The organism is Phenylobacterium sp. (assembly GCF_036402295.1).
In the GTDB taxonomy this organism is placed as follows: domain Bacteria; phylum Pseudomonadota; class Alphaproteobacteria; order Caulobacterales; family Caulobacteraceae; genus Phenylobacterium.
On record NZ_DASWTE010000106.1, the window covers coordinates 1 to 22,463 of the forward strand.

Annotated in this window: 22 protein-coding genes; 10 read left to right on the forward strand and 12 right to left on the reverse strand. The window is 69.6% G+C overall.

What is annotated here, in order from left to right; translation table 11 throughout:
* Positions 1 to 1,333 (forward strand): ATP-dependent zinc metalloprotease FtsH (ftsH, locus tag VGD44_RS06635; protein WP_331085137.1); only part of this gene is annotated, 1,333 nt, incomplete at its 5' end.
* A gap of 129 nt (positions 1,334 to 1,462) precedes the next feature.
* Here the strand turns inward: ftsH and VGD44_RS06640 are convergent.
* Complete coding sequence (locus tag VGD44_RS06640; protein WP_331085139.1) at positions 1,463 to 3,283, reverse strand: PQQ-dependent sugar dehydrogenase; 1,821 nt, start codon at positions 3,281 to 3,283, stop codon at positions 1,463 to 1,465.
* A gap of 122 nt (positions 3,284 to 3,405) precedes the next feature.
* Positions 3,406 to 5,859: a PhoX family protein gene (locus VGD44_RS06645; protein ID WP_331085141.1), complete on the reverse strand. Its 2,454-nt coding sequence runs from the start codon at positions 5,857 to 5,859 to the stop codon at positions 3,406 to 3,408.
* A 176-nt stretch (positions 5,860 to 6,035) separates the two neighbouring features.
* On the opposite strand from VGD44_RS06645, the gene folP reads away from it, so the two are divergent.
* A complete protein-coding gene (folP, locus tag VGD44_RS06650; protein WP_331085143.1) occupies positions 6,036 to 6,878 on the forward strand; it encodes a dihydropteroate synthase in 843 nt (280 codons plus the stop codon).
* Here folP and VGD44_RS06655 read toward each other — a convergent pair.
* The 3 genes from VGD44_RS06655 to VGD44_RS06665 are packed head-to-tail and all read right to left on the reverse strand — an operon-like array spanning position 6,851 to position 7,989.
* Complete coding sequence (locus tag VGD44_RS06655) at positions 6,851 to 7,366, reverse strand: SRPBCC family protein (protein ID WP_331085145.1); 516 nt, start codon at positions 7,364 to 7,366, stop codon at positions 6,851 to 6,853. The two genes, folP and VGD44_RS06655, sit on opposite strands and share 28 nt — an antisense overlap.
* Before the next feature lie 40 nt (positions 7,367 to 7,406).
* Positions 7,407 to 7,709, reverse strand: a complete 303-nt coding sequence (locus VGD44_RS06660; RefSeq protein ID WP_331085147.1) for a metalloregulator ArsR/SmtB family transcription factor — start codon at positions 7,707 to 7,709, stop codon at positions 7,407 to 7,409.
* Positions 7,710 to 7,758: 49 nt separating this feature from the next.
* Complete coding sequence (locus VGD44_RS06665; protein ID WP_331085149.1) at positions 7,759 to 7,989, reverse strand: hypothetical protein; 231 nt, start codon at positions 7,987 to 7,989, stop codon at positions 7,759 to 7,761.
* A gap of 139 nt (positions 7,990 to 8,128) precedes the next feature.
* Between VGD44_RS06665 and thiD the strand changes: the two genes are divergently transcribed.
* Together thiD and VGD44_RS06675 are read left to right on the forward strand one after the other, a co-directional pair.
* Complete coding sequence (gene thiD / locus VGD44_RS06670; protein WP_331085151.1) at positions 8,129 to 8,929, forward strand: bifunctional hydroxymethylpyrimidine kinase/phosphomethylpyrimidine kinase; 801 nt, start codon at positions 8,129 to 8,131, stop codon at positions 8,927 to 8,929.
* Complete coding sequence (locus VGD44_RS06675) at positions 8,926 to 9,498, forward strand: nucleotidyltransferase family protein (protein ID WP_331085153.1); 573 nt, start codon at positions 8,926 to 8,928, stop codon at positions 9,496 to 9,498. Before thiD ends, VGD44_RS06675 begins: the two co-directional genes overlap by 4 nt.
* On the opposite strand, the gene VGD44_RS06680 is transcribed toward VGD44_RS06675, so the two are convergent.
* Positions 9,495 to 9,941 carry a GNAT family N-acetyltransferase gene (locus tag VGD44_RS06680; RefSeq protein ID WP_331085155.1) on the reverse strand — a complete coding sequence of 149 codons (447 nt, stop codon included), beginning with the start codon at positions 9,939 to 9,941 and terminating at the stop codon, positions 9,495 to 9,497. The genes VGD44_RS06675 and VGD44_RS06680 overlap by 4 nt on opposite strands.
* Before the next feature lie 94 nt (positions 9,942 to 10,035).
* Between VGD44_RS06680 and VGD44_RS06685 the strand changes: the two genes are divergently transcribed.
* A complete protein-coding gene (locus tag VGD44_RS06685) occupies positions 10,036 to 10,857 on the forward strand; it encodes a PhzF family phenazine biosynthesis protein (RefSeq protein WP_331085157.1) in 822 nt (273 codons plus the stop codon).
* A gap of 72 nt (positions 10,858 to 10,929) precedes the next feature.
* On the opposite strand, the gene VGD44_RS06690 is transcribed toward VGD44_RS06685, so the two are convergent.
* A complete protein-coding gene (locus VGD44_RS06690) occupies positions 10,930 to 11,343 on the reverse strand; it encodes a hypothetical protein (protein ID WP_331085159.1) in 414 nt (137 codons plus the stop codon).
* A 133-nt stretch (positions 11,344 to 11,476) separates the two neighbouring features.
* Positions 11,477 to 13,402, reverse strand: a complete 1,926-nt coding sequence (locus VGD44_RS06695; RefSeq protein ID WP_331085161.1) for an ATP-binding protein — start codon at positions 13,400 to 13,402, stop codon at positions 11,477 to 11,479.
* A 207-nt stretch (positions 13,403 to 13,609) separates the two neighbouring features.
* Between VGD44_RS06695 and VGD44_RS06700 the strand changes: the two genes are divergently transcribed.
* Both VGD44_RS06700 and VGD44_RS06705 read left to right on the forward strand, forming a co-directional pair.
* The gene (locus VGD44_RS06700) at positions 13,610 to 13,945 is read left to right on the forward strand and encodes a hypothetical protein (protein WP_331085163.1); all 336 of its coding nucleotides are present in this window, start codon (positions 13,610 to 13,612) and stop codon (positions 13,943 to 13,945) included.
* 85 nt (positions 13,946 to 14,030) lie between these two features.
* Entirely contained in the window at positions 14,031 to 14,474 is a 444-nt protein-coding gene (locus tag VGD44_RS06705) for a hypothetical protein (RefSeq protein WP_331085165.1), read from the forward strand.
* On the opposite strand, the gene VGD44_RS06710 is transcribed toward VGD44_RS06705, so the two are convergent.
* Positions 14,471 to 15,361 (reverse strand): DMT family transporter, encoded by an 891-nt coding sequence (locus VGD44_RS06710; protein ID WP_331085167.1) that lies wholly within the window; start codon positions 15,359 to 15,361, stop codon positions 14,471 to 14,473. The genes VGD44_RS06705 and VGD44_RS06710 overlap by 4 nt on opposite strands.
* Before the next feature lie 189 nt (positions 15,362 to 15,550).
* Here VGD44_RS06710 and VGD44_RS06715 point away from each other — a divergent pair, with 189 nt between their 5' ends.
* From VGD44_RS06715 to VGD44_RS06725, 3 genes are all read left to right on the forward strand, one after another.
* A complete protein-coding gene (locus VGD44_RS06715) occupies positions 15,551 to 16,720 on the forward strand; it encodes a phosphoserine transaminase (protein ID WP_331085169.1) in 1,170 nt (389 codons plus the stop codon).
* A 74-nt stretch (positions 16,721 to 16,794) separates the two neighbouring features.
* The gene (gene serA, locus VGD44_RS06720) at positions 16,795 to 18,369 is read left to right on the forward strand and encodes a phosphoglycerate dehydrogenase (protein WP_331085171.1); all 1,575 of its coding nucleotides are present in this window, start codon (positions 16,795 to 16,797) and stop codon (positions 18,367 to 18,369) included.
* 159 nt (positions 18,370 to 18,528) lie between these two features.
* Positions 18,529 to 19,269, forward strand: a complete 741-nt coding sequence (locus VGD44_RS06725) for a glutathione S-transferase family protein (RefSeq protein WP_331085173.1) — start codon at positions 18,529 to 18,531, stop codon at positions 19,267 to 19,269.
* Here the strand turns inward: VGD44_RS06725 and VGD44_RS06730 are convergent.
* The 3 genes from VGD44_RS06730 to VGD44_RS06740 all read right to left on the reverse strand — a co-directional run bounded on the left by VGD44_RS06730 (position 19,266) and on the right by VGD44_RS06740 (position 22,452).
* Positions 19,266 to 19,529, reverse strand: a complete 264-nt coding sequence (locus VGD44_RS06730) for a MoaD/ThiS family protein (protein WP_331085175.1) — start codon at positions 19,527 to 19,529, stop codon at positions 19,266 to 19,268. The genes VGD44_RS06725 and VGD44_RS06730 overlap by 4 nt on opposite strands.
* The gene (locus VGD44_RS06735; protein WP_331085177.1) at positions 19,526 to 20,650 is read right to left on the reverse strand and encodes a glycosyl hydrolase; all 1,125 of its coding nucleotides are present in this window, start codon (positions 20,648 to 20,650) and stop codon (positions 19,526 to 19,528) included. Before VGD44_RS06735 ends, VGD44_RS06730 begins: the two co-directional genes overlap by 4 nt.
* A 74-nt stretch (positions 20,651 to 20,724) precedes the next feature.
* Positions 20,725 to 22,452, reverse strand: a complete 1,728-nt coding sequence (locus VGD44_RS06740) for a flotillin family protein (protein WP_331085179.1) — start codon at positions 22,450 to 22,452, stop codon at positions 20,725 to 20,727.
* Between the last annotated feature and the right edge of the window lie 11 nt (positions 22,453 to 22,463).

A 22,463-nucleotide genomic window follows, 5' to 3' on the forward strand; every position in this document is an offset into this window, starting at 1 on the left:
GATCCCGAAGGGCGCGCTGCTCATCGGCCCGCCCGGCACCGGCAAGACCCTGATCGCGCGCGCGGTCGCGGGCGAGGCGGGCGTCCCGTTCTTCACGATCTCGGGCTCTGACTTCGTCGAGATGTTCGTGGGCGTCGGCGCGAGCCGAGTGCGCGACATGTTCGAACAGGCGAAGAAGAACGCGCCCTGCATCATTTTCATCGACGAAATCGACGCCGTGGGCCGCCATCGTGGCGCGGGCCTGGGCGGCGGCAACGACGAGCGCGAGCAGACCCTGAACCAGCTGCTGGTCGAGATGGACGGCTTCGAGGCGAACGAGGGCATCATCCTGATCGCCGCCACCAACCGCCCCGACGTGCTGGACCCGGCGCTGCTGCGTCCCGGCCGCTTCGACCGCCAGGTCGTGGTGCCGAACCCCGACATCAACGGCCGCGAGCGCATCCTGCGCGTCCACATGAAGAACGTGCCTCTGGCCGCGGATGTCGACGTCAAGATCATCGCGCGTGGGACCCCGGGCTTCTCGGGCGCCGACCTGGCCAACCTGGTCAACGAAGCCGCCCTGATGGCCGCCCGCAAGAACCGCCGCATGGTCACCATGCGCGACTTCGAGGACGCCAAGGACAAGGTCATGATGGGCGCCGAGCGCCGGTCCATGGTCATGACCGAGGACGAGAAGAAGCTCACCGCCTACCACGAGGGCGGCCACGCCCTGGTGACGCTGAACGTCCCGAACACCGACCCGGTGCACAAGGCCACGATCATTCCGCGCGGCCGCGCGCTGGGCATGGTCATGCAGCTGCCGGAACGCGACAAGTACTCGATGAGCTACCAGCAGATGACCTCGCGCCTGGCCATCCTGTTCGGCGGCCGGGTGGCCGAAGAGCTCATCTTCGGCAAGGAGCACATCACCTCGGGCGCCTCGTCCGACATCAGCCAGGCCACCAAGCTGGCCCGCGCCATGGTGACGAAGTGGGGCTTCTCGGATCGCCTCGGCGCGGTCGAGTACGGCGAGAACCAGGAAGAGGTGTTCCTGGGCCACTCGGTTGCCCGCAATCAGAACGTCTCGGAAGAGACCGCCAAGATCATCGACGAGGAGGTCCGCATCCTCGTTGAAGGCGGCGAAAAGGAAGCCCGCCGCATCCTGACCGAGAAGCTCGACGACCTGCATACGCTGGCCAAGGCGCTGCTCGAGTACGAGACCCTGACCGGCGACGAGATCATCAACGCGCTGAAGGGCGTGCCGCCCAGTCGCGATGAGAGCGAGTCCAAGCGCCCGGCCGGCCCCGCGGTGGCGGTGCCGATCTCGCCCAAGCCTAGCGCCGAACCGGCGTAAAGGCGCAAGCCAGAGCGAACACGGGGGCGGTCGCGCAAGCGGCCGCCTCCTTCTATTTGAACCGCGGAAAACGCGGAAGGGACGGCTCGCCTTTCCACGTCCTTCCGCGGTTTGAATCGCCTTCGGCGTCTACCCCACGAAGATCCAGTCGCCCGTCAGGGTCGACATCTGCACGCCGACCAGGACCACGCGGGCGCCGCCGGTGATCTCGACGACGGTGTCGGCGCCTTGCTGGCTGACGGTGTAGGCGTTGCCGGCGTCCAGGCGGACGCGGTCGCCCTCGCCGCGGTTGAAGTCGGTGATCCGGTCGAGGCCGGCCGCGCCGAAGCTGTTGAAGATGTCGGCGCCCGCGCCGCCGGTGACGGTGTCGTCACCCAGGTCGCCCGAGAGGAAATCGGCGCCGGCGCCGCCCGACAGCACGTCGTCGGCCTGGCCGCCGCGCACCAGATCGGCGCCCGCCCCGCCGTCGCAGGTGTCGGAGCCCAGGTTGCCGTAGACGATGTCGTCGCCGTCGTCGCCGGTGAGCAGGTCGTTGTCCTTGCCGCCCACCACCCAGTCGTGGCCCTGGCCGCCCGAGACGGTGTCGTTCCCCATGTTGCCGTGCACATCGTCGAAGCCGGAGCCGCCCAGGATGCTATCGTTCCCGTCCTCGCCGCGCAGGTAGTCCAGGCCGTCGCCGGCCGTGGCCCGCGGGCTCAGCCGGTGGATGTCGCCGTCGAGGCCGATCAGGTAGAGCCGCCCGGTCCCGTCGACGGCGAACGAGGCGATCTGGTCGATATCGCCGCCGCCGGAGACCACCAGCTGGGCGTTGCGGTTCAGGAAGTCCTGCGCCTGGCCGCCGGCGGCGTACGACACGCTCCAGAGGTTGGCGCTGCCGAAGTCGCCGAAGATGTAGAGCCCGTCCATGCCGCCCGGGCCATGGTAGACGTGGCCGCCGGTCACCGAGACCCCGCTGTAGAGCGGCGTGGTCCGGTCGTAGTCCAGGATCGGGTCGGTCAGGCCGGCCGGCGGATTGCCCGAGAAGGTCGAGAAACCCTCCTTGAACTTCCAGCCCAGGTTCAGGCCGCCTTGGCCGGCCGCGATCACGTCGATCTCCTCGCGCGCGCCCTGGCCGACGTCGCCGATCCAGAGGTTGCCGTTGGCGGCGTCGAAGCTGGCGCGCCAGGGATTGCGCAGGCCGTAGAGCCAGATCTCGTCGGCGCCCGGCGTGGCGCCGGCGAACGGGTTGCCGGCGGGGATGGCGTAGTTTCGCGCCGCGTCGCCAGGGAAGGCGTCGCCGTTCACGTCGATCCGCAGGATCTTGCCCAAGAGGTTGTTCAGGTTCTGGGCGTTGTTCTGCGGGTCGCCGCCCGACCCGCCGTCGCCCGAGGCGATATAGAGGAAGCCGTCCGGCCCGAAGCCCAGCCAGCCGCCGTTGTGGTTGGCGAAGGGCTGGTCGAACTCCAGGATCGGCCGCGCCGAGAATGCGTCGGCGTGATTGGCGTCGGCGCGGCGATACTCGCGCACCTCGGTGTCGCCCGCGGCGTTGGTCAGGTTGACGTAGAAGAGGCCGTTCGAGGCATAGTTCGGGTGGAAGGCGAGGCCCAGCAGGCCCTGTTCGCCGCCGCCCGCCAGGCTCGAATCCGGAAGATCCAGGAAGTGGTCGCCGTTCAACTGGCCGGTGTTGAGGTCGAGGATACGGATGCGCCCGGTATGCTGCTCCACGATGAACAGCCGGTCCGGATCGCCGGGCGGCGAGGCCGCAAACAGGGGGTTGGAGAGCCCCGAGGCCACGCGCACCGCGTCGATCAGCTCGGAGCCGGCCGTCAGGTCACCGGTCGAGTGGCCGTAGATCGTGTCGTCGCCGCCGCCCGCGAAGACGCTGTCCGAGCCGTCGCGGCCGGAGATCGTGTCGGCGCCCGCCGTGCCGTTCAGGGTGTCGCGCGCGCTGGTCCCCGCGATGTCGGCCATGATCCCTCCCGGCGTTCGCAATAGCTACGGTCGGAACTATGACTTGGCCGAGGCCGCGCGGGTTCCACAACCCCGCGTTTGAGAGGGCCGGAACGCCTGCGCCCCGGCCCCCCGTCGGGCCTCTAGAGGCCGATGACCCCGCCGGCGTCCTTGGTGATCACGATCGTCGAGGACCGCGGCCGGGAGACGGCCGTGGCGCTGGTCTGGCTGGCCGGCCAGTTGCTCGGGAAGGTGTTGGGGAAGCCGGTCGAGGTGTCTTCGCCCGGATGCTGGATGTTGACGAACATCGTCTGGCCGTCGGGCGTCGTGTCGATGCCGGTGATCTCGCACTCCTTCGGGCCCACCAGGAAGCGGCGCAGGTTGGTCCCGGGCGCGCGGCCCACGATCGTCTGCTGGCTGCGGCTGGTCGTCCCGTCGGTGTTGCTGATCGTGCGGGTCCCGCCGTCGCCGACGACCCCCGGCATGGCCGCCAGCATCATGCAGTTGGTGACGTCGGTGTAGGCGCCGTCGTCGGTCTGGATCCACAGCAGCGGGTTCACTTGGCCGCCCGGGTTGGTGGGCCGCGAGAACCACAGGCCGTCGGGGCTGGAGAAGTCGTTGCTGGCGTCCAGGCCCGAGATGTTGATGTTGGTCGCGTCTAGGTCCGCGCCGGCGCCGAAGGCGTAGATGTCCCAGGTGAAGCTGGCAGCCTCGGGCGTGTCGCCGGTTTCCCGCAGCCGGATGATGTGGCCGTTCGGGTTGCCGCGCTGGGCCGTGGCGCCCTTCGGGTCGTTGTAGAAGCGGGGGTTGGCCGCGTCGGTCCCCGCGAGCGGCCGAGAGGTGCTGTTGGTGTTGGTGAGGGTCAGATAGACCTCGCCGTTCTTCCAGTTGACCGCCACCCACTCGGGCCGGTCCATCTTGGTGGCGCCCACAGCGTCGGCCGCGAGGCGGGTGTTGACCAGCACGTCCGCCTGGTCGGCGAACGGATAGACGGCGTTGGCGCCCGTCAGCGGGCCCTGGCCGAACACCAGCGGCAGCCACGTACCTGTCCCATTCGCGTCGAAGCGCGCCACGTAGAGCGTGCCGGCGTTCAGGTACTTGTCGCCCACCGCCAGGCGGTCGGCGGCGTTGCGGTCGGCCTCGGCCCAGGGCGTGTTCGAGACGAACTTGTAGAAGTACTCGTTGCGGGCATCGTCGCCCATGTAGAAGGCCGGGCGCACGCCGGCGCGGAAGATCGAGGGCTGGGCGTTCTCGTGGCCCATGCGGCCGAGCGCGGTGCGCTTGCGCGGGGTCGAGGCCGGGTCGTAGGGGTCGATCTCGACGACCCAGCCGTACTGGTTGGGCTCGTTGCGGAAGTCGCCCGTGGCGTCGGCTGCGGTGGCCGAGGCGTTCCACTTGGCGAAGAGGGTCCCGCCCGCGGCGGGCGTTACCGAGGCCCAGCCATAGTTGCCACCGGCGCCCTGGGCGATGCCGTAGCGGCTCAACGCCGTGACCTCCTTGGCCGTTCGGGCCGCGTTGTCGGTGGCGCTGCGGCGGAAGTAGCCCGCCCAGTTCTCCTCGCAGGTCAGGTAGGTGCCCCAGTAGCTGGGGCCGGCGGCGCAGTTGTTGATCGTGCCGCGCCCCTGGGTGGCGTTGGGCGAGAAGGCGGTGCGGAGCAGGGCCGAGCCGGCCGCCGGACCCGCGAGGGTCATCGGCGTATTCGGCGTGATCCGGCGGTTGAGCGCGGAGCCGGGGGCGTAGGCCCAGCCGCTCCCGCCACGCGCGACCTCGATCATGCTCACGCCATGCGCTTCGATCTCCTTGATCGCCTCGGCCTCGGGACGGACCCCGCCCGTGCTGGTGGCGCCGTTGGGGTGAAGGTAGCGCTGGGTGATGTTCTCGTGGTTCATCACCAGGAGGCCGCGGGCGCTGCTGTTGTCGTCGCGTGCATTGCCGGTCGCGGCGAGGCCGAAGTAGGCCATGCCGTCGTGGTGGTCGCCGGCGCGGCCGGCGAAGCCGGTGTCGGCTCCGTTGTTCGCATAGGCCGGCGTGGCGGTGTTGATGGGGTCGCCAAGGCGGTAGAGCACGGTGACGCTGTAGCCCGCGGGCACGGTCACGACGTCGTTCTGGTTCTTCGCCACCGCCTGGAAGTCGAGTTTCGAGGGCTCGACGGTGACGGTCGTGTCGGCCGATGCGGCCCCGCCCGCGCCCGTGGCGGTGAGCTTGAAGGCCAGCGGCGTGGCGGCGGTGACCGCCGGCGCGATGAAGGTCGCGACGGCCGTGCTGGCGTTGCTCAGGGTGACGGCGGGACCCGAGGTCTGCGTCCACGCCAGGTTGGCCGCGCCATCCTTGGCGGTGGCCGACCCGTTCAGGGTGACGTTCTTGCCGGCGCTCACGCTGATCGACTGGCCGGCGTTGACGGTCGGCGGCGCGTCGCCGTCGCTGCCGCAGGCCGCCAGCGGCAGGCCGAAGATGGCCGCAGCCGTGGCCGACATGCCGCCCAGCAGGCTCCGGCGGGAAAAGCGCGCCGCGACCACGTCCCCGATCGTCGGGTTGTCGGAAACGTTCGTGTCCAGTTCGCCGTCCGAATAGCCGGCCGTCAGCCCACCGTCGCTCATCTTTGCGCCCCTCGCTCCCGGCCCCAACGGCCGAAGGCGACGGTGTTAACGGCGGCGTTGCTCGGAGCGATGACGGCTTCCCGACCGGTCGCCGTCACTTCCGTGACCGATCAGCGCCGCCTCGCCGACGATTGCGTGACAAGGGCGTCCGGCGGCGTTCTGCGGTATCAGCGGGCATGGCTCGTCCGCTCGCCCCGCCGCCTCGTCCCCGCGTCATGGGGATCGTGAACGCGACGCCCGACAGTTTCTCGGACGGCGGCCGGTTCCTCGACCCGGCGGCGGCGCTGGCCCATGCGCGCCGGCTGATCGCGGAGGGCGCCGACATGCTGGACGTGGGCGCGGAGTCCACGCGGCCGGGCGCCGAGCCAGTCCCGGTCGAGCTGGAGATCGAGCGCATCGTGCCCCTGGTCCGCGCGATCCGGGCCGAGAGTGCTGTCCCCGTCTCGGTCGACACGATGAAGCCGCAGGTCGCCCGCGCAGCGGTCGCGGCGGGGGCGGCGATCTGGAACGACGTCACGGCGCTGCGCCACGCGCCGAACAGCCTGCACGTCGCCGCCGAGCTCGGCTGCGAGGTCGTGCTGATGCACATGCAGGGCGAGCCCCGGACCATGCAGGCCGAACCGCACTACGACGACGTGGTGACCGAGGTGGCGGAATTCCTGGCCGCGCGTGCCGAGGCGGCGATGGCGGCCGGCGTGGCGCGCGAGCGAATCTGGCTGGATCCCGGCATCGGCTTCGGCAAGCACATGCTGCGCCATAACCTGCCGCTGATGGCCGGTCTCCCCCGCATCGTGGCGTTGGGCTTCCCGGTGCTGCTGGGCGCAAGCCGCAAGAGCTTCATCGGCGCGCTGTCGGGCGGGGCCGCGCCCGACCAGCGGCTGGGCGGCTCGATCGCCGCGGCGCTCGTCGGCGCGTCAGCCGGCGTGGCGGCGGTCCGCGTGCACGACGTGGCCGAGACGGTGCAGGCGCTCAACGTGCAGGCCGCGATCGCTCAGGCGAGCGAGACCCAATCGGCATAGAGGTGGCGGATCGCCTTTTCGCGCTCGCGGACCTTGCTCCAGGGCGTCTCGATACCGTCGGCGGCGTCCTCGATGGCCTGCAGGTGGGCGTGCCAGCCGGGGCCGACGTCCTTGGCCTCGTCGGGCGACAGGCCGGAGTGGGTGAGGGTGACCTTGCATCCGGCGCCGTCCGGCTCCAGGTCCCAGCGCACGAGCGACGTTTTCGAGCCGTCGAGCTCCGTCCACTCCCAGGCGAAGGTCTTCATCGGCTCGAAGATCACGATGCGGCCAGTGCTGCGGTAGTTCTCGTCCTTGAAGTCGAGGTCCATGGTCCCGCCGACGCCAACCCGGTCGATGGTGGTCGTGGCGAACCAGTCCGTGATGCGCTCAGGCACGGTCAGGGCGGCCCAGACCTTTTCGACGGGACGGGCGTAGCGGCGGTGGAAGACGACAGTGATCGTGTCGCCCTGGCGACTGAGGGTTCCCAGCTCCTGTTCGATGACGGACATGATCAGGCTCCTGTCGGTTCGGGGAGGGCGTGGCCCGGCGTCATTGTTCGCGCTCCAGATGCTCGTCCAGTCGGTTGAGCCGGTCGGCCCAGAAGCGGCGGTAGGGCATGAGCCAGGCGTCCAGGTCGGCGAGCCCGCCGGGCTCGAGGCGGTAGAGCCTGCGCTGGCCCTCGGCCCGCATACTGACCAGGCCGGCCTCACGAAGCAGCTTCAGGTGCTTCGACACGCCCGGCTGGCTGATCGCCAGCGCCTGGACGAGGTCGCCGGCCGGCCGCTCTCCGCTGCGGAGAACGTCCAGGATGCGCCGACGGTTCGGCTCGGCCAGGGCTTCGAAGGGGCTCATGGCCGATATATACGCCATTAGAAATATAACTCAACTAGAATATTAGAGGCTAGTTTGCCGCCTTCACCTGCGGATGGTCGCGCCAGGCCGGGAGCGTCGCCATGCGAGCCAGGGTGTCGCGCTCGGCGTCGGCGCGGTCGCCACCCCTCTCTCGAAGCCGCCAGTCGACCATCCGCGCGAAGCGGGTCTCGAAGTCCTGTAGCTTGCCGGTCTCGTCCACGCAGTATTGGCAGTAGCGGCCGTCCTCGATGGGCATGCCGCAGCTCTCACAGTCGTGCATCGGGCCTCTCCGTCTTCAGGGCGGCGACCAGGCTCGCGCTTGTCGCGCCCGCGGCGCACCCTGGCGACAGACGTTGACGGCGATCCGATCCTTCGTAAATCCCGATGCATTCGCCCGCCGGAGGCGCTACTGCACCGCCATGCCTGTCCTCGGCCGAGTCCTGATCATCGCCGGTTCCGACAGCGGAGGCGGGGCGGGGATCCAGGCCGACATCAAGACGGTGACCGCCCTGGGCGGCTATGCGGCGACGGCCATCACCGCGGTCACGGTGCAGAACACCCTTGGCGTCACCGGCGTGCACCCGATCCCGCTGGACGTGGTGGCCGCGCAGGCGCGGGCTGTGCTGTCCGACATCGGCGCCGACGCGATCAAGACGGGGATGCTGGGCGATGCGGCCACCGTCGAGTTGGTGGCCGGGCTGCTCGACGAGGCGAACGTCCCGGCGGTCATTGATCCCGTGATGGTCGCCAAAGGAGGCGCGTCCCTGCTGGCGCGGGCGGCGGTGGCGGCCGTGCGCGAACGGCTGGTCCCGCGCGCCGCGCTGCTCACACCGAACGCGCCCGAAGCCGAGGCGCTCACCGGGATCGCGGTCGCCACGACCGACGACCTGCGCCGCGCCGGCGAGGCGCTGCTGGCGGCCGGCGCAAGGGCGGTGCTGATGAAGGGCGGCCACGTGCCCGGCGATCGGGTGACCGACCTGCTGATGACGCCGGCGGGCGAGACCATCTTCGAGAGCGAGCGGATCGACACCCGCCACACCCACGGCACCGGCTGCACGCTGGCCTCGGCCTGCGCCGTGGGCCTAGCGCAGGGGCTGCCGCTGACCGACGCGGTGGCGCGGGCCTGGGCCTATGTGCAGGAGGCGATCGTCCGGGCGCCGGGCCTGGGCCGAGGCCACGGCCCGCTTGACCACGGCTGGCCGCTGCGAGGCCGCGCATGAGCACGCCGGAAGCCCGCCTCGAGGCGGTGCTGCGGCGCTCGGAGCCGTTGATGCACGTGCTGCGGACCCTGGCGTGGCTGAACCCGCCCGACTGGATGGTGTTCTCAGGCGCGATCTACCAGCGTGTGCTGAACGACCTTACGGACCGGCCGCTGGACTACGGGATCAAAGACTACGACGTCGGCTACTTCGACGACTCGGACATCTCGTACGACGCCGAGGACGTGGTGATCAAAGGCGTGGCCGCCGCCTTCGAGCCGCCGCTGCGCGAGATGGTCGAGGTTCGAAATCAGGCGCGTGTGCACGTCTGGTTCCAAGACCACTTCAACGAGCCCTACGAGCCTCTGGCCTCCAGCGCCGAGGCGCTCAGCCGGTTCGTGAGCCCGCTATTCGCCGTGGGCGTCCGGCTGGACCGCGACGATGCGATGACCATCCACGCGCCGTTCGGCCTGGACGACCTCTTCGCCATGCGGCTGCGGCCCAACCCCACGCGGCGCAGCCCGAACTACGAGAAGATCGCGGCCGCGGCCAAGGCCCGATGGCCCGAGATCGAGGTGACCGGGCTCTAGCGCCGGTAGACCTCGGGATCGCGGATCTCCATCCAGTTCTCGACCTTGGTGAGCTCGGTGAAGCCGAACTGCCGGTAGAGGCCGTGGGCGTCGCGCGTGGCGAGATGCAGCCGTCGGAAGCCCTGCAGGTCGGGATGGGCCTTGAGGTAGGCCATCAGCCGCTTTCCCAGGCCCTCGCTCCGCTGCGCCTCGGCGACGAAGACGTCGCAGATCCAGCCGAAGGTCGCCCGGTCGGTCACCACGCGCGCCATGGCGGCCATGGTCCCGTCGGCGGCGTAGGCTCCGACTGTGAGACTGTTGGCGCAGGCCTTCGTGAAGGTCTCGAACGGGATGCCCTCGGCCCAGTAGCTTTGGGTCGCGATCCAGCGGTGGGCGCGGGGCAGGTCGAAACGGGCCGGATCGTCGCTCAGCAGGAAGCCGCCATCTGTCGTTTCATGGGCCACGGTTTGCTCCCCCTCGGTCCGTTACGCAGGAACTGGCCCTTGCCGGGCCGGCCCGGCCGCCGCAAGGACCACTTCGCTGACAAGGGACTTGACCATGCGCCAGTGGACCGTCGACGCCTTCGCCGCCCAGCCCTTCCGTGGCAACCCGGCCTGCGTGGTCGAGCCCTTCGAGCGTTGGCCGTCGGACGGCTGGATGCAGGCGCTGGCGGCGGAAAACAACCAGGCCGAGACAGCGTTCCTGCTGCGCACGGACGACCCGGCGCGGTTCGGGCTGCGCTGGTGCACGCCGCTGCTGGAAGTGCCGCTGTGCGGGCACGCGACGCTGGCCAGCGCGCATGCGCTGTTCACGGAGCTGGGGCTCGTAGCCGAGACCGTCACCTTCGACACCCGGTCGGGACCGCTCGTGGTGCGCCGCGCCGGCGACGGCTACAGCATGGACTTCCCGGCGCAGCCCCCGGTGCGTACCGAGATCCCGCCGGGGCTCGCCGAGGCCCTGGGCGCGACGCCATCCGAGGTGTGGGCCTCGGCCTACCTGGTGGCGCTGTTCGACGACCCGGCGACGGTGCGCGGCCTGACGCCCGACCACGCGGCCCTGAACGCAATCTCCAGCGCCGCCACCGGCGGGCGGGGCAACGTGGGTGTCGCGGCCCTCGCGGAGCCCGACGCGGACCACGATGTCGTCGACCGCTTCTTCGCGCCGGGATCGGGAATCCCGGAGGACCCCGCCACGGGGTCGCTGCACTGCATCCTGGCCCCGCTTTACGCCGAGAAGCTGGGTCGGGCGGCGGTGCGGTTCCATCAGGCCTTCCCGGGCCGCGGCGGCGACCTCTTCTGCGATCACCGGGGCGATCGCGTGCTGATCGGGGGCGACGCGGTGACGATCATCGAAAGCCGCCTGCGGGTCACGCCGCAATAGGAAACGCCCCCGGAGCAGGCTCCGGGGGCGTTCGGTCTCAGCCGGCAGCCCGGCCGGTGTTAGCGGCGCCGATTAGCGGCGATAGCCGTAGCCATAGCCGTATTCGCGGTCGCGGGTCTCATAGCGGATGGCCGCGATGAGCTGGTCCCAGCGGCGCTCGACCTGGGCGCGTTCCCAGCCCGACATGCCGCCACGGCGGGCGCGGGCTTCGAGACGGGCGAAGTCGTGCAGCTCGTCCCGCAGGCGGGCGGCCTCGCGGCGGGTCAGCTGGCCGCTCCGCAGGCCGGAGTCGATCCGACGCTCGGCGGTCTGCACGCGGTAGCTGGTCCAGCCATTGTGGTAGCGGCTGTCCTCGTAGCGGCGATCGTAGCGCTGATCGTGGCGGTCATAGCCGTAGGGCTGCGCGGCGGCGGGGGCGGCGACGGCCGTCACGGTGGCGACGGCGGCCAGGGCGGCGAAGATCTTCTTCGCGTTCGGGGTCTTCATATTCTGGTCCTCCAGAACCGTGTCGGCCGGTGGTTCGGCCTTCCATGGAGGGAACAAGAACACTTTCAGGGTGAAACGGTTCTGAGCCCCGCTGTTCGGCGAGGTTCATGTAGCTGAGCGGAATGTCAGGCGATCAGGCCGCCGAAGTCGCCTGGGCGGCCGGCGCGACGCCGTCGGTGGCGGCGGCGTTCAGCACCGCCGAAATAGCGTCGTACAGCTTGGCGATCTCGATCGGCTTGGCCACGTGCGCGTCCATGCCGACCGCGAGATACTCCTCGACCTGGTGGGTCAGGGCGTTGGCGGTCAGGGCCACGATCGGAGTGCGCCGACGGCCCGACAGGCGCTCCTGCTCGCGGATGGTCGAGGCGGCGGTGATGCCGTCCATCACGGGCATCTGGATGTCCATCAGGATCAGGTCGTAGCTGCCCGTGCGCCAGGCTTCGACGGCTTCCTTGCCGTCTGGCACGATGTGCACCTCGATGCCCAGCGAGCCCAGAACGGCCGCCAGCACCTGCTGGTTGGTCGGGTTGTCCTCAGCGGCCAGTAGGCGCAGGTCGCCGTCCTCGGACGCCTGCGCGCCCTCGGAGCTCTGGACCGACGCCGGGCGGCCGCGTTCCAGGGGCAGTTCGACGATGAACGTCGAGCCGGCGCCTTCCAGGCTCTCGACGTCGATCGAGCCGCCCATCATCTGGGTCAACTCGCGGCAGATGGCGAGGCCCAGGCCGGTGCCGCCGAAGCGGCGGGTGGCCGAGTTGTCGGCCTGGGTGAACTTCTCGAACAGCGTCGGCAGCTTCTCGGGCGAGATGCCGACGCCGGTGTCGCGGACCACGATCCTGAGGCCGCCGTGGGCGGAGATGTCCACGCGGGCGCTGACCGAGCCCTGCGGGGTGAACTTGACCGCGTTCGACAGCAGGTTGCCGACGATCTGGCGCAGGCGGTCCGCGTCGCCGCGCCACCAGCCCTTGGCGTCCTCGGCGACCTCGACCTCGAAGCCCAGGCCCTTGGCCTTGGCCATGATCTCGAAGTTCTCGCGCGCCTGCTCGACGGCCACCTCGACGTCGAAGTCGTCCTCGAACAGGGCGAGCTTGCCGGCCTCGATCTTGGAGAGGTCGAGCACGTCGTTCAGCACCGCCAGCAGGAGGCCGCCCGAGCGCCGGATCACGTCCAGGCGGTCGCGCTGCACCTGATCCAGCTGGCCCAGCGCCATCACCTCGGCCATCGCCAGCACGCCGTTCAGCGGCGTGCGGATCTCGTGGCTCATGTTGGCCAGGAACTGGGTCTTCAGGACATTGGCCGCGTCGGCGGCGTCGCGCGCCACCTCCAGCTCGCGCATGGCGGCCTTCAGGTCTTCCTCCCGCTCGGCCAGCTTGGCGAGCAGGTGGTTGAAGCTCTCCGTCAGGCTCTGGAACAGCTCGTCGGAGGCGTCGACCGCCACGGGCGTGAAGCTGCCGCCGGCGGCGACCTCATGCATGGCCTGCGACAGGGTTTGCACCGGCTTGATCACCCGGTGCGCCATGCTGCGCGCCAGAAACAGCGCCACACCCACGCCGCCGAACAGCAGGACGAAGGTGAGCGCGATGAACTGCGGCAGCATCGGCATGAGCGACGGCTGCTCGACCACCATGACGACCTGGCCGACCTTGCGGCCCTCGTGGGTGATGGTCCGGGTGATCGTCTCCGTCGGGCCCGCGGCCTCCGCGTCCGCCGGACGGGGCGCGGCGAAGCCGGCCAACTCCTGCCCGGCTGAGTCGAGCAGACGGGCCGAGCGGACGTCCTTGCTGACCTTCACGGCGGCGAGGTCGCGGGCGAGGTGCGTGCGATGCTCGGAGCCCATCGAAGGCGCGGCCACCTGGGCGGCGATGGCGGCCAGCTCCTCGTGGAAGCGATGCGCCTGGGTGCGGGCCACGGCCCACTGCTGCAGCATGAAGGTAAGGCAGGCTGCGACGAGGACCACGAAGGTCGTGATCAGGCCGACGCCCGCGACGCGCGCATGGAACGTGGCCGACGGCGCAGACGCCTTCGGCCCCCCCTCCTCGCTATGGTCCCCCAGCAAACCCATGGAGACTAGGAATAGCGCGCAAGTTGCTAACGCTTCGCTTCCATCGGAGCATCGCAACCCAGCGTGGTCTCGGGATTCTGTGGCTTTGGCGCCACGCTACAACCTGCCGCAGGAAGAAACATGGTTAACAACTCCTGAGTCAGTTGCGTGCACGGTAACCTTTGCTTTACCTTAACGGGTGTCGGGTATCTCAAGGGGTGTATCCACATGGATAAGGTTTTCGTGGCCAAGCGCGTGGCCAAGAAGCTGTTCGAGACCGAATCGGCCGTCGACAGCGCGCTGGTCGAAGCCTCCGAGCTGATGAGCGAAATGCTCAAGGCCCGGAAGGACGTGAACACGTCGCTGGTCTTCGCGGACGACGTGCAAGTGAAGATGATGGAAGCCATCAAGGCGCTGAGCGAAGCTCGCACCGCCATGGTCGGCGTCCACAGCGAACTCAACGAGGCCAAGCTTCGCCTCGGCATCCGCACCAAGATGGGCTTCGAAGACAAGCCGGCCGTGGCCGCTGCCGCCGAGCACACCATCATGCGGGAGGTCGGCTGACCGACCTCGCCGTCAGGCACCTGACGGATCATTGCAATAGATTAACTGGTTGGGCGCCTCTAATCCTGATTAGGGGCGCTTAATCATGCCGACTTCGCCGATAGTCCAATTGCTGATCGCCGTCGGGCTCCTCGCCTGCCTCGTTTCTCTTTGGAAGGGCGGGACGGCTGAACGCGTCGGCGCAGCCCTCGTCCTGGCCAGCATCGCCTTCAGCCTGTTCGGCGCGATCCTGCTGCCCAAGGGCGCCTTCCTGTTCGGCCAGATGGTCGGCGACGCCGCGGTGGCGCTGGGGCTGCTGGCCCTGACCCTGCGCTACGGCAGTCCCTGGATGGGCATGGCGATGCTGCTCTATGCCGCCCAGTTCGCGCTGCACTCGTTCTACTTCGTCACCCAGCGCCCGAACGATCTCTTCCACGCGACCATGAACAACGTGAACTTCATGGGCGTCATCCTCTGCGTCGCCCTGGGGACCGTGACCGCGATCCTGCGACGCATGAAGCAGCGCCGCGCCGCCGCCGCGCGGACCTAAGTTCGGCCCCGCGGCGTCATCGTCGCCAGCGCCACGCCCGCCAGGATCAGCCCCAGCGCCACGAACGCCGGCCAGCCCGGCCGCTCGCCCAGGGCCGCCATGCCCAGCCCTGTGGCCAGACATGGCGCCAGATAGATCGACATCGACATGAAGAGCGGCCCGCGCCGCTGGATCAGGAACACGTAGCCCACGGTCGCCAAGCCCGTGGAGAACACGCCCAGCGCGCTCACCGCCAGCAGCGCGGGCAGCGGCGGCATGGCGGCCGGCGGCGGCTCCAGCGTCACGGCGGCCGCCAGCGCGAACCCCAGCGCCCACAGGCACATCATCAGCGCCCCCGCCGTGGACGACACCGCCGGGGCCTTGCGGGTGACGACGTTGGCGATGCCGTACATGAAGGCCCCGAACAGCGCCGCCGCCAGCGCCAGCGTCTCGATGGTGAAGCCCTCGGCCAGCCGCGGCGCCACCAGGGTGACCAGGCCTCCGAACCCCAGCCCCACACCTGCCGCCTTGCGTGCGGTCAGCCGGTCGCCGCCGCCGATGAAGAGGTGCGCCAGCAGGCCGGTGAAGATGGGCGAGGCGCCGTTGCAGATAGCCACGATCGCCGACGGCAACTTCTGCGACGAGAAGGCGAACAGCATGAAGGGGAAGGCCATGCCGAAGAAGCCGATGAGCGCGTAGGCGCGCCAGGCCGGATGGCTGAATTCGGGCAGCCGCTGGCGCTGCAGCACCAGCACGACCGCCAGCGTCGCCGAGGCGATGGCGATGCGGATGGCGGTGTTCCAGAGCGGGTCGATGTAGGTGGTTGCGATCTTCAGCGCCGCGAAGCCCGAGCCCCAGATGGCCACCAGGATGGCCAGCACCAGCCAGTCGAACGCCTTCGATTGCATGGTTGCGCTTGGATCACATCGTCGCAGGCGCCGCCACCCCGCGCCTCGCGGAACGACCTGCTGACAGCAGGGCTTCACACGTCGTTAGGAAAGTTTCTCTTGCGCCGCAGCAAAAACCGGGGCCTTTGGCCGGCGGGCCACGCCCTCCCAACGGGGCGCTGCCTATCTGCGAGGATAGGAGACATCGCTATGAATACCCCGCCGAAGCCGGCCATGCGTCCGGCTCGTCCCGAGTTCTCTTCCGGCCCCTGCGCCAAGCGCCCCGGATGGAATCCCGAAAATCTCAGCAACGCCGTCCTCGGCCGTTCGCACCGGTCGAAGATCGGCAAGGCGCGCCTGAAGGAAGCCATCGACCGCACGCGTTCCGTGCTGCAGGTCCCGGATGACTTCCTCATCGGCATCGTCGCCGGCTCCGACACCGGCGCCGTTGAGATGGCCCTGTGGTCGCTTCTGGGCCCGCGGCCCGTGCAGCTGCTGGCCTTCGAGAGCTTCGGTAAGGACTGGGTGACCGACGTCACCAAGCAGCTGAAGATCGACGCCGAGGTGCTCTCCGCACCTTACGGCCAGCTGCCCGACCTCACGAAGGTGCGCAAGGACGCCGACCTGGTCTTCACCTGGAACGGCACCACCTCGGGCGTCCGCGTGCCTGACGCCGCCTTCATCGCCGCCGACCGCGAGGGGATCACGATCTGCGACGCCACCAGCGCCGCGTTCGCCCAGGCGCTGGACTGGACCAAGCTCGATGTCGTGACCTTCTCCTGGCAGAAGGCCCTCGGCGGTGAGGGCGCCCATGGCGTCCTGATCCTGGGTCCGCGCGCGGTCGCCCGCCTCGAGAGCCACACGCCCGCCTGGCCGATGCCGAAGCTGTTCCGCATGACCAAGGGCGGCAAACTCAACCTTGAAATTTTCGAGGGCGCCACGATCAACACGCCATCCATGCTCTGCGTGGAGGACGCGATCGATGCGCTGAAGTGGGCCGACGCCATCGGCGGCCTCACCGAGATGCAGCGCCGCGCCGACGCCAACCTCGCGATCCTCGCCGACTGGGTGGCCAAGACCCCGTGGGTCGAGTTCCTCGCCGAGGATCCGGCGGCGCGCTCGAACACCTCGGTGTGCCTGAAGGTGGTCGACGCCCAGGTCGCCGCCCTCTCTGAAGACGCCCAGGCCGATTTCGCCAAGAAGCTGGCCTCGGCGCTGGAGAAGGAGGGCGTGGCCCTCGATATCGGCGGCTACCGCGACGCCCCTCCGGGCCTGCGGATCTGGTGCGGCGCCACGGTGGAGACGTCCGACGTGGACGCGCTCACGCCTTGGCTCGACTGGGCCTTCGCCTCCGTCGTCGCCGACCTGCAAGCCGCCTAAGCGGCCCGCCACCCAACTGATCCCAATTTTCCCTCCCGGCCGCGCCGGGAGGGCTCTCCCCGAGGAGACTCCCCATGCCCCGCGTGCTCATCGCCGACAAACTCAGCCCCGCCGCCATCGACATCTTCAAGCAGCGCGGCGTCGACGCCGACGTGAAGACCGGCCTCTCGAAGGACGAACTGCTCAAGATCGTCGATCAGTACGACGGCATCGCCATCCGCTCGGCCACCAAGGTCGACAAGGACGTCGTCGCCGCCGCCAAGAACCTCAAGGTCGTCGGCCGCGCCGGCATTGGCGTCGACAATGTCGACATCCCCGCGGCCACCGCCGCCGGGGTCGTGGTGATGAACACCCCCTTCGGCAACTCGATCACCACTGCCGAGCACGCCATCGCGATGATGTTCGCGCTGGCCCGTCAGCTCCCTGCCGCCGACGTCTCCACCCAGGCCGGCAAGTGGGAGAAGAACCGGTTCATGGGCGTCGAGCTCTACGCCAAGACGCTGGGCCTGATCGGCGCCGGCAACATCGGCGGCATCGTCGCCGACCGCGCCAACGGCCTGAAGATGCGGGTCGTCGCCTACGACCCCTTCCTCTCGGAAGAGCGCGCGGTCGAGATCGGCGTCGAGAAGGTCGAGCTGGAGGAGCTGCTGGCGCGGGCCGACATCATCACCCTGCACACGCCGCTCACCGACAAGACCCGCAACATTCTGTCGGAAGAGAACCTCAAGAAGACCAAGAAGGGCGTGCTGATCGTCAACTGCGCCCGCGGCGGCCTGGTCGACGAAGCCGCGCTGCGCAAGCTGCTGGACGAGGGCCACGTGGGCGGCGCCGCGTTCGACGTCTTCATCGAGGAGCCGGCGAAAGCCAACCCGCTGTTCGGCGCCGAGAACTTCATCGCCACGCCGCACCTGGGCGCCTCGACCAATGAGGCCCAGGAGAACGTGGCCCTGCAGGTGGCCGAGCAGATGAGCGACTACTTGCTCACCGGCGCCGTCACCAACGCCCTGAACAGCCCCTCGGTCACGGCCGAGGAGGCGCCGCGCCTGAAGCCCTTCGTGGCGCTCGCCGAGAAGCTGGGCGCCTTGGCCGGCCAGATGCTGGACTACGGCATCAAGGGCGTGGACATCGCCTTCGAGGGCGAGGTGTCCAAGCTCAACACCAAGCCGCTCAGCGCCGCGGCGCTGGCCGGCGTGATGAGGCCGATGCTGGCCGAGATCAACATGGTTTCGGCGCCGGCGGTCGCGAAGGAACGCGGCATCACCGTCTCGGAGAGCCGCCAGGAAAGCTCGCCGATTTACGAGAGCCTCGTGCGCATCACCGTCACCACCGAGAAGGGCAAGCGCTCGTTCGCCGGGTCGGTGCTGGCCGGCGCGCCGCGCGTCGTCGAGGTGAAGGGCATGGAGCTGGACGCGCCGTTCCAGGCCCGGATGCTCTACGTCAACAACCTGGACAAGCCGGGCTTCATCGGCGCCCTGGGCGGCCTGCTGGGCGAGGCGGGCGTGAACATTGCAACCTTCAACCTGGGCCGCATCGACGCCGGCGACGACGCCATCGCGCTGGTGGGCGTGGACCAGGAGCCCGACGCCAAGCTGCTGGCCAAGATCCAGGCCCTGCCGCACGTGAAGGAAGCGCGCGCGCTGAAGTTCTGAGTTGGCGCAGCGTCCCTCCACTGCTTAGCGGTCCCCCTCCCCCTCACCCGCTTGCGGGGGAGAGGGACCACGAGGTGGTGGAGGGGGCGCTGCCGCCGCCGCGGCCTTGCGGGCGTCTCTCGCTCGGCCCACCTTCCCGGCAGAACCCGGGAGGCGCGCATGAAGGTGATCGGCGGCTACGTCAGCCCCTATGTCCGCAAGGTTCTGGCCTGCCTGCACCTGAAGGGCCTCGACTACGAGATCGATCCGATCACGCCCTTCTACGGCGACGCTGAGTTCGAGCGGGTGAGCCCCTTGCGGCGCATCCCGGTGCTGATCGACGGCGCTGTCGAGCTCTGCGACTCCTCGGTGATCTGCGCCTACCTCGACGAGGCCTATCCCGGCCATCCGCTGCTGCCGCAGGCGCCGGCCGACCGGGCGCGCGCCCGCTGGCTCGAGGAATACGCCGACACCCGCATGGGCGACGTCTTCATCTGGCGGCTGTTTCAGAACGCGGTGATCAAGCCCGCCGTCTGGGGCGAGAAGGGCGACAAGGCGGTGATCGCCGCCGCGCTCGAGACCGACGTTCCGGGCGTGCTCGACTACCTGGAGCGGCAGGTCCCGGCGCAGGGGTACCTGTTCGGCGAGTTGCTGGGCCTGGCCGACATCTCGCTGGGCGCCTTCTTCCGCAATGCCGGATTCGCGCGCTTCAGCGTCGACGCGGGCCGCTGGCCGAAGACGGCGACGTTCGTGGGCCGCGTGCTGAACCACCCGGCGCTGCGGATGCTGCAGCCCTACGAGGACGTCTGCATGACGACGCCGATCGCCGGTCACCGCGATGCGCTGCGCGCGGCGGGCGCGCCCATCACGGCCGAGACGGTGGCGACGGCGACGCCGAAGCCTGGCGTGATGCCGATTTAGCCGCCCGACAGCGCGCCGAAGATCAGCAGCTCTCCGCCGTCACGGACCGGTACGGCTATAGTCTTCGCCTCGTCCTGGCCGACGAAGATGCGCATGTGCCGGCGGATGCGGTCCTGTTCGTCGATCACCCGGAACTTAAGGCCCGGGAAGCGGCGGTCGAGATCGTCCAGCACCCGGCCCACGGTGTCGCCCGCCGCCTCCACCTGCGTCGCGCCATCGGTGTAGGCGATGAGCTGCGAGGGGATGGCGACCCGGATCATGGCGCGGCCGGGACGGCGGCGACCGAGTAGATCTCGGGAAGGTGGGCGGCGATCTGGCGCCAGCTTCCGCCCTCATCACCGCTCATCCAGATCTCGCCGCCGGTCGTGCCGATGTAGAGGCCCAGCGGGTCGTTCCCGTCGCGGCAGAACGCCTGGCGCTTGACCGTGAACCAGCCCTGCTCGGCGGGGAAGCCCTTGTCCTGCCGCTCCCACGAGGCGCCGCCGTCGCGCGTGCGGTAGGCGGCGGGCCGGCCTCCCGGACTGGTGCGCGGCCAGACCTCGGTGCCATCCATCGGCCAGACCCACGCGGTGTCACGGTCGCGGGGATGCGGCACGATGGTGAAGCCGATATCGCCCACGTCGCGGGGCATGTTGTCGCCGATCCGCTCCCAGCGCTCGCCGGGCCGGTCCAGGCGATAGATGCCGCAGTGGTTCTGCTGCCAGAGCCGGTCGGGATCGGTGGGAGCGAGCGCCACGTAGTGGCTGTCCTGGCCGAACTCGGGATAGGGGTCCGGCAGGAAGTCGCAGCGGACGTTCTGGTTCAGCGGCCGCCAGGTCTGGCCCTGGTCGGCCGTCTCCAGCACCCCGGCCGAGCAGGTGGCCAGGTACATGTGCCGGGCGTCGCGCGGGTCGATCAGGATCTGGTTCAGGATGGCCCCGTCCGGCGTGCCGCCCTCGGGCGGGAACCAGTCCATCACCTGCGGATGCTGGTTGAGGCCGTCCACGCTCTCCCAGGTGTCGCCGCCGTCGGCGCTGCGGAACAGGCCGGGCGGCGACGAGCCGGCCCACCAGACGCCAGGCTCGGAGGCGTGGCCCGGCTCCAGCCAGAACGAGTGGTCCACCGAACGGCCGTGCGGCTCGCCCTTCGGGAACGCGGGCGGCTGCCTGGCCTCGGTCCAGGTCTCGCCGCCGTCGGTCGAGCGCAGGACGGTGGGCCCGAGGTGGCCGGTGGACGCCGCCATCAGGAGCGTCTTCCCGTCCCGCGGATCGCGGACGAAGTGGTTGACGATCTGCCCCAGGAACAACGGGCCGGTGACGGACCACTGCGTGCGGCTTTCGTCGCTGGTGTAGATCCAGGCCCCCTTGCGGGCGCCCACGAGCAGTTGGATGGCGTGCGTCATCTGGAACCTCCCAGCCCAAGGACGTTCGAGATGAGCTTAGACCGACAGCGCCGCCTCCGGAATCTGGGGTGAGCTCACTCGCCGGATGCGGGGTCGGACTCCGCCGCCGGCGGTCCGCCGTTCGCCCTCAGCGCCGCGGTGAGGCCGTTGGTGTCCTTGCCGTTCAACCCGATCTCCGCGAGCAGCTGGTCGACCAGGGGCGCTTGCGCGCGGTAGCGCAGGGCGCTGGCGACGACATTGTCGGCGAGGTTGCCGCCGGCCACGCCGTCGGACGAGGTTCCATTGCCCGGGTTCAGGCCATCGACCTGGACGATCTTGATGGAGTCGATGGACTCCATCGGCTTCACGCTCTCGGCGATGATCCGGTCGAGGTTCTCGATCAGGCTCAGCCGGATCCGTAGCGCGACCTGCTCGGCCGACAGCACGTTGGCGGCCTCGTTGACCGCCTTCTGGCCGGTCGCATCCACGTCGTAGCGCACGCGGTCGGCCTCGGCGGACAGGCGCACCGCTTCGGCCCCGGCGGTCGCGGCGATCTTGACCTTGTCGGCCTCGCCCTTGGCCTGTTCGCGGAGCGCCACGGCGCGGTCGACGGCGGCGGCCTTCTCGGCCTCGGCGGCGACGCGGATGCCGATCGCCTCCCGCTCGGCCTCACGGGCGGCCTCGATCAGCTCGATGGCCTTCTGGCGCTCGGCGGCCTCGGTCTCGCGGGCGGTGACGACCCGTTCCTCGGCCTGCACGGCGAGCGCCCGGGCCTTGTCGGCCTGGGCCTGGGCCTCGGACTGGGCGCGCGACTTCTCGGCGACGGCGATGGCGCGGTCCTGCTCGGAGAGCTCGACCGCCTTGGCCTTCTCGACCTCGCGCTCCTCGAGCTGCTGCTCCATGGCGATGCGTTCCTGCGCCACGGCGCGGTCGGCCTCGATCTTGGCCTGCTGGATCTGGCGCTCGGCTCCGATCTTGGCGGCTTCGGCGGCCTGGTTGCTGGCCGCCTGCTCGCGCGCCACCTCGGCAGCCTGCGTCGCGCGGCGGATCTCCACCTCGCGCTGCTGCTCGAGGCGGGCGTACTCCTCGTCGCGGCCGATGGTCAGCGTCTGGCGTTCGGTCTCCAGGTTCTTGTTCTTGATCTGGACGAGGGTGTCCTGCTCGATGTCGTTGCGCAGCTTCTTGCGCAGCTCGATCTCCTGGGTCAGGCGGGTCAGGCCCTCGGCGTCGAACGCGTTGGACGGGTTGAAGTGCTCCATGGCGGTCTGGTCGAGGCCGGTCAGCGAGACGCTCTCCAGCTCCAGGCCGTTCTTCAAGAGGTCCTCGCTCGAAACTTGCTGCACCTTCTGCACGAAGTGCGTTCGCTGCTCGTGCAGCTCGGTCATTGTCAGTTCGGCGGCCACCGAGCGCAGGGCGTCAACGAACTTGCCCTCGATCAGCTCCTTCAGCTGCTCCGGGTGCATGGTGCGCAGGCCCAGCGTCTGGGCGGCGGCCGAGATGGCGTCGGCGCTCGGTTGCACCCGCACGTAGAACTCGGCGATCACGTCTACGCGCATACGGTCCTTGGTGATCAGCGCCTGCTCGTTGTTCCGCTCCACGGCGAGCCGCAGGGTGTTCATGTTCACGGGAATCGTTTCGTGGAAGACCGGCAGCACCAGCGCGCCGCCGTTCATCACCACCTTCTCGCCGCCGAAGCCGGTTCGGACGAACGAGACCTCCTTGGACGCGCGCTTGTAGAGGCGGGCCAGGATAAGGCCGAGGATCAGGAGACCGGCGAGGCCGACGCCGGCGAGGATCAGGATGTCGAGAATGGGCGTGAACATGGAACTCCCCC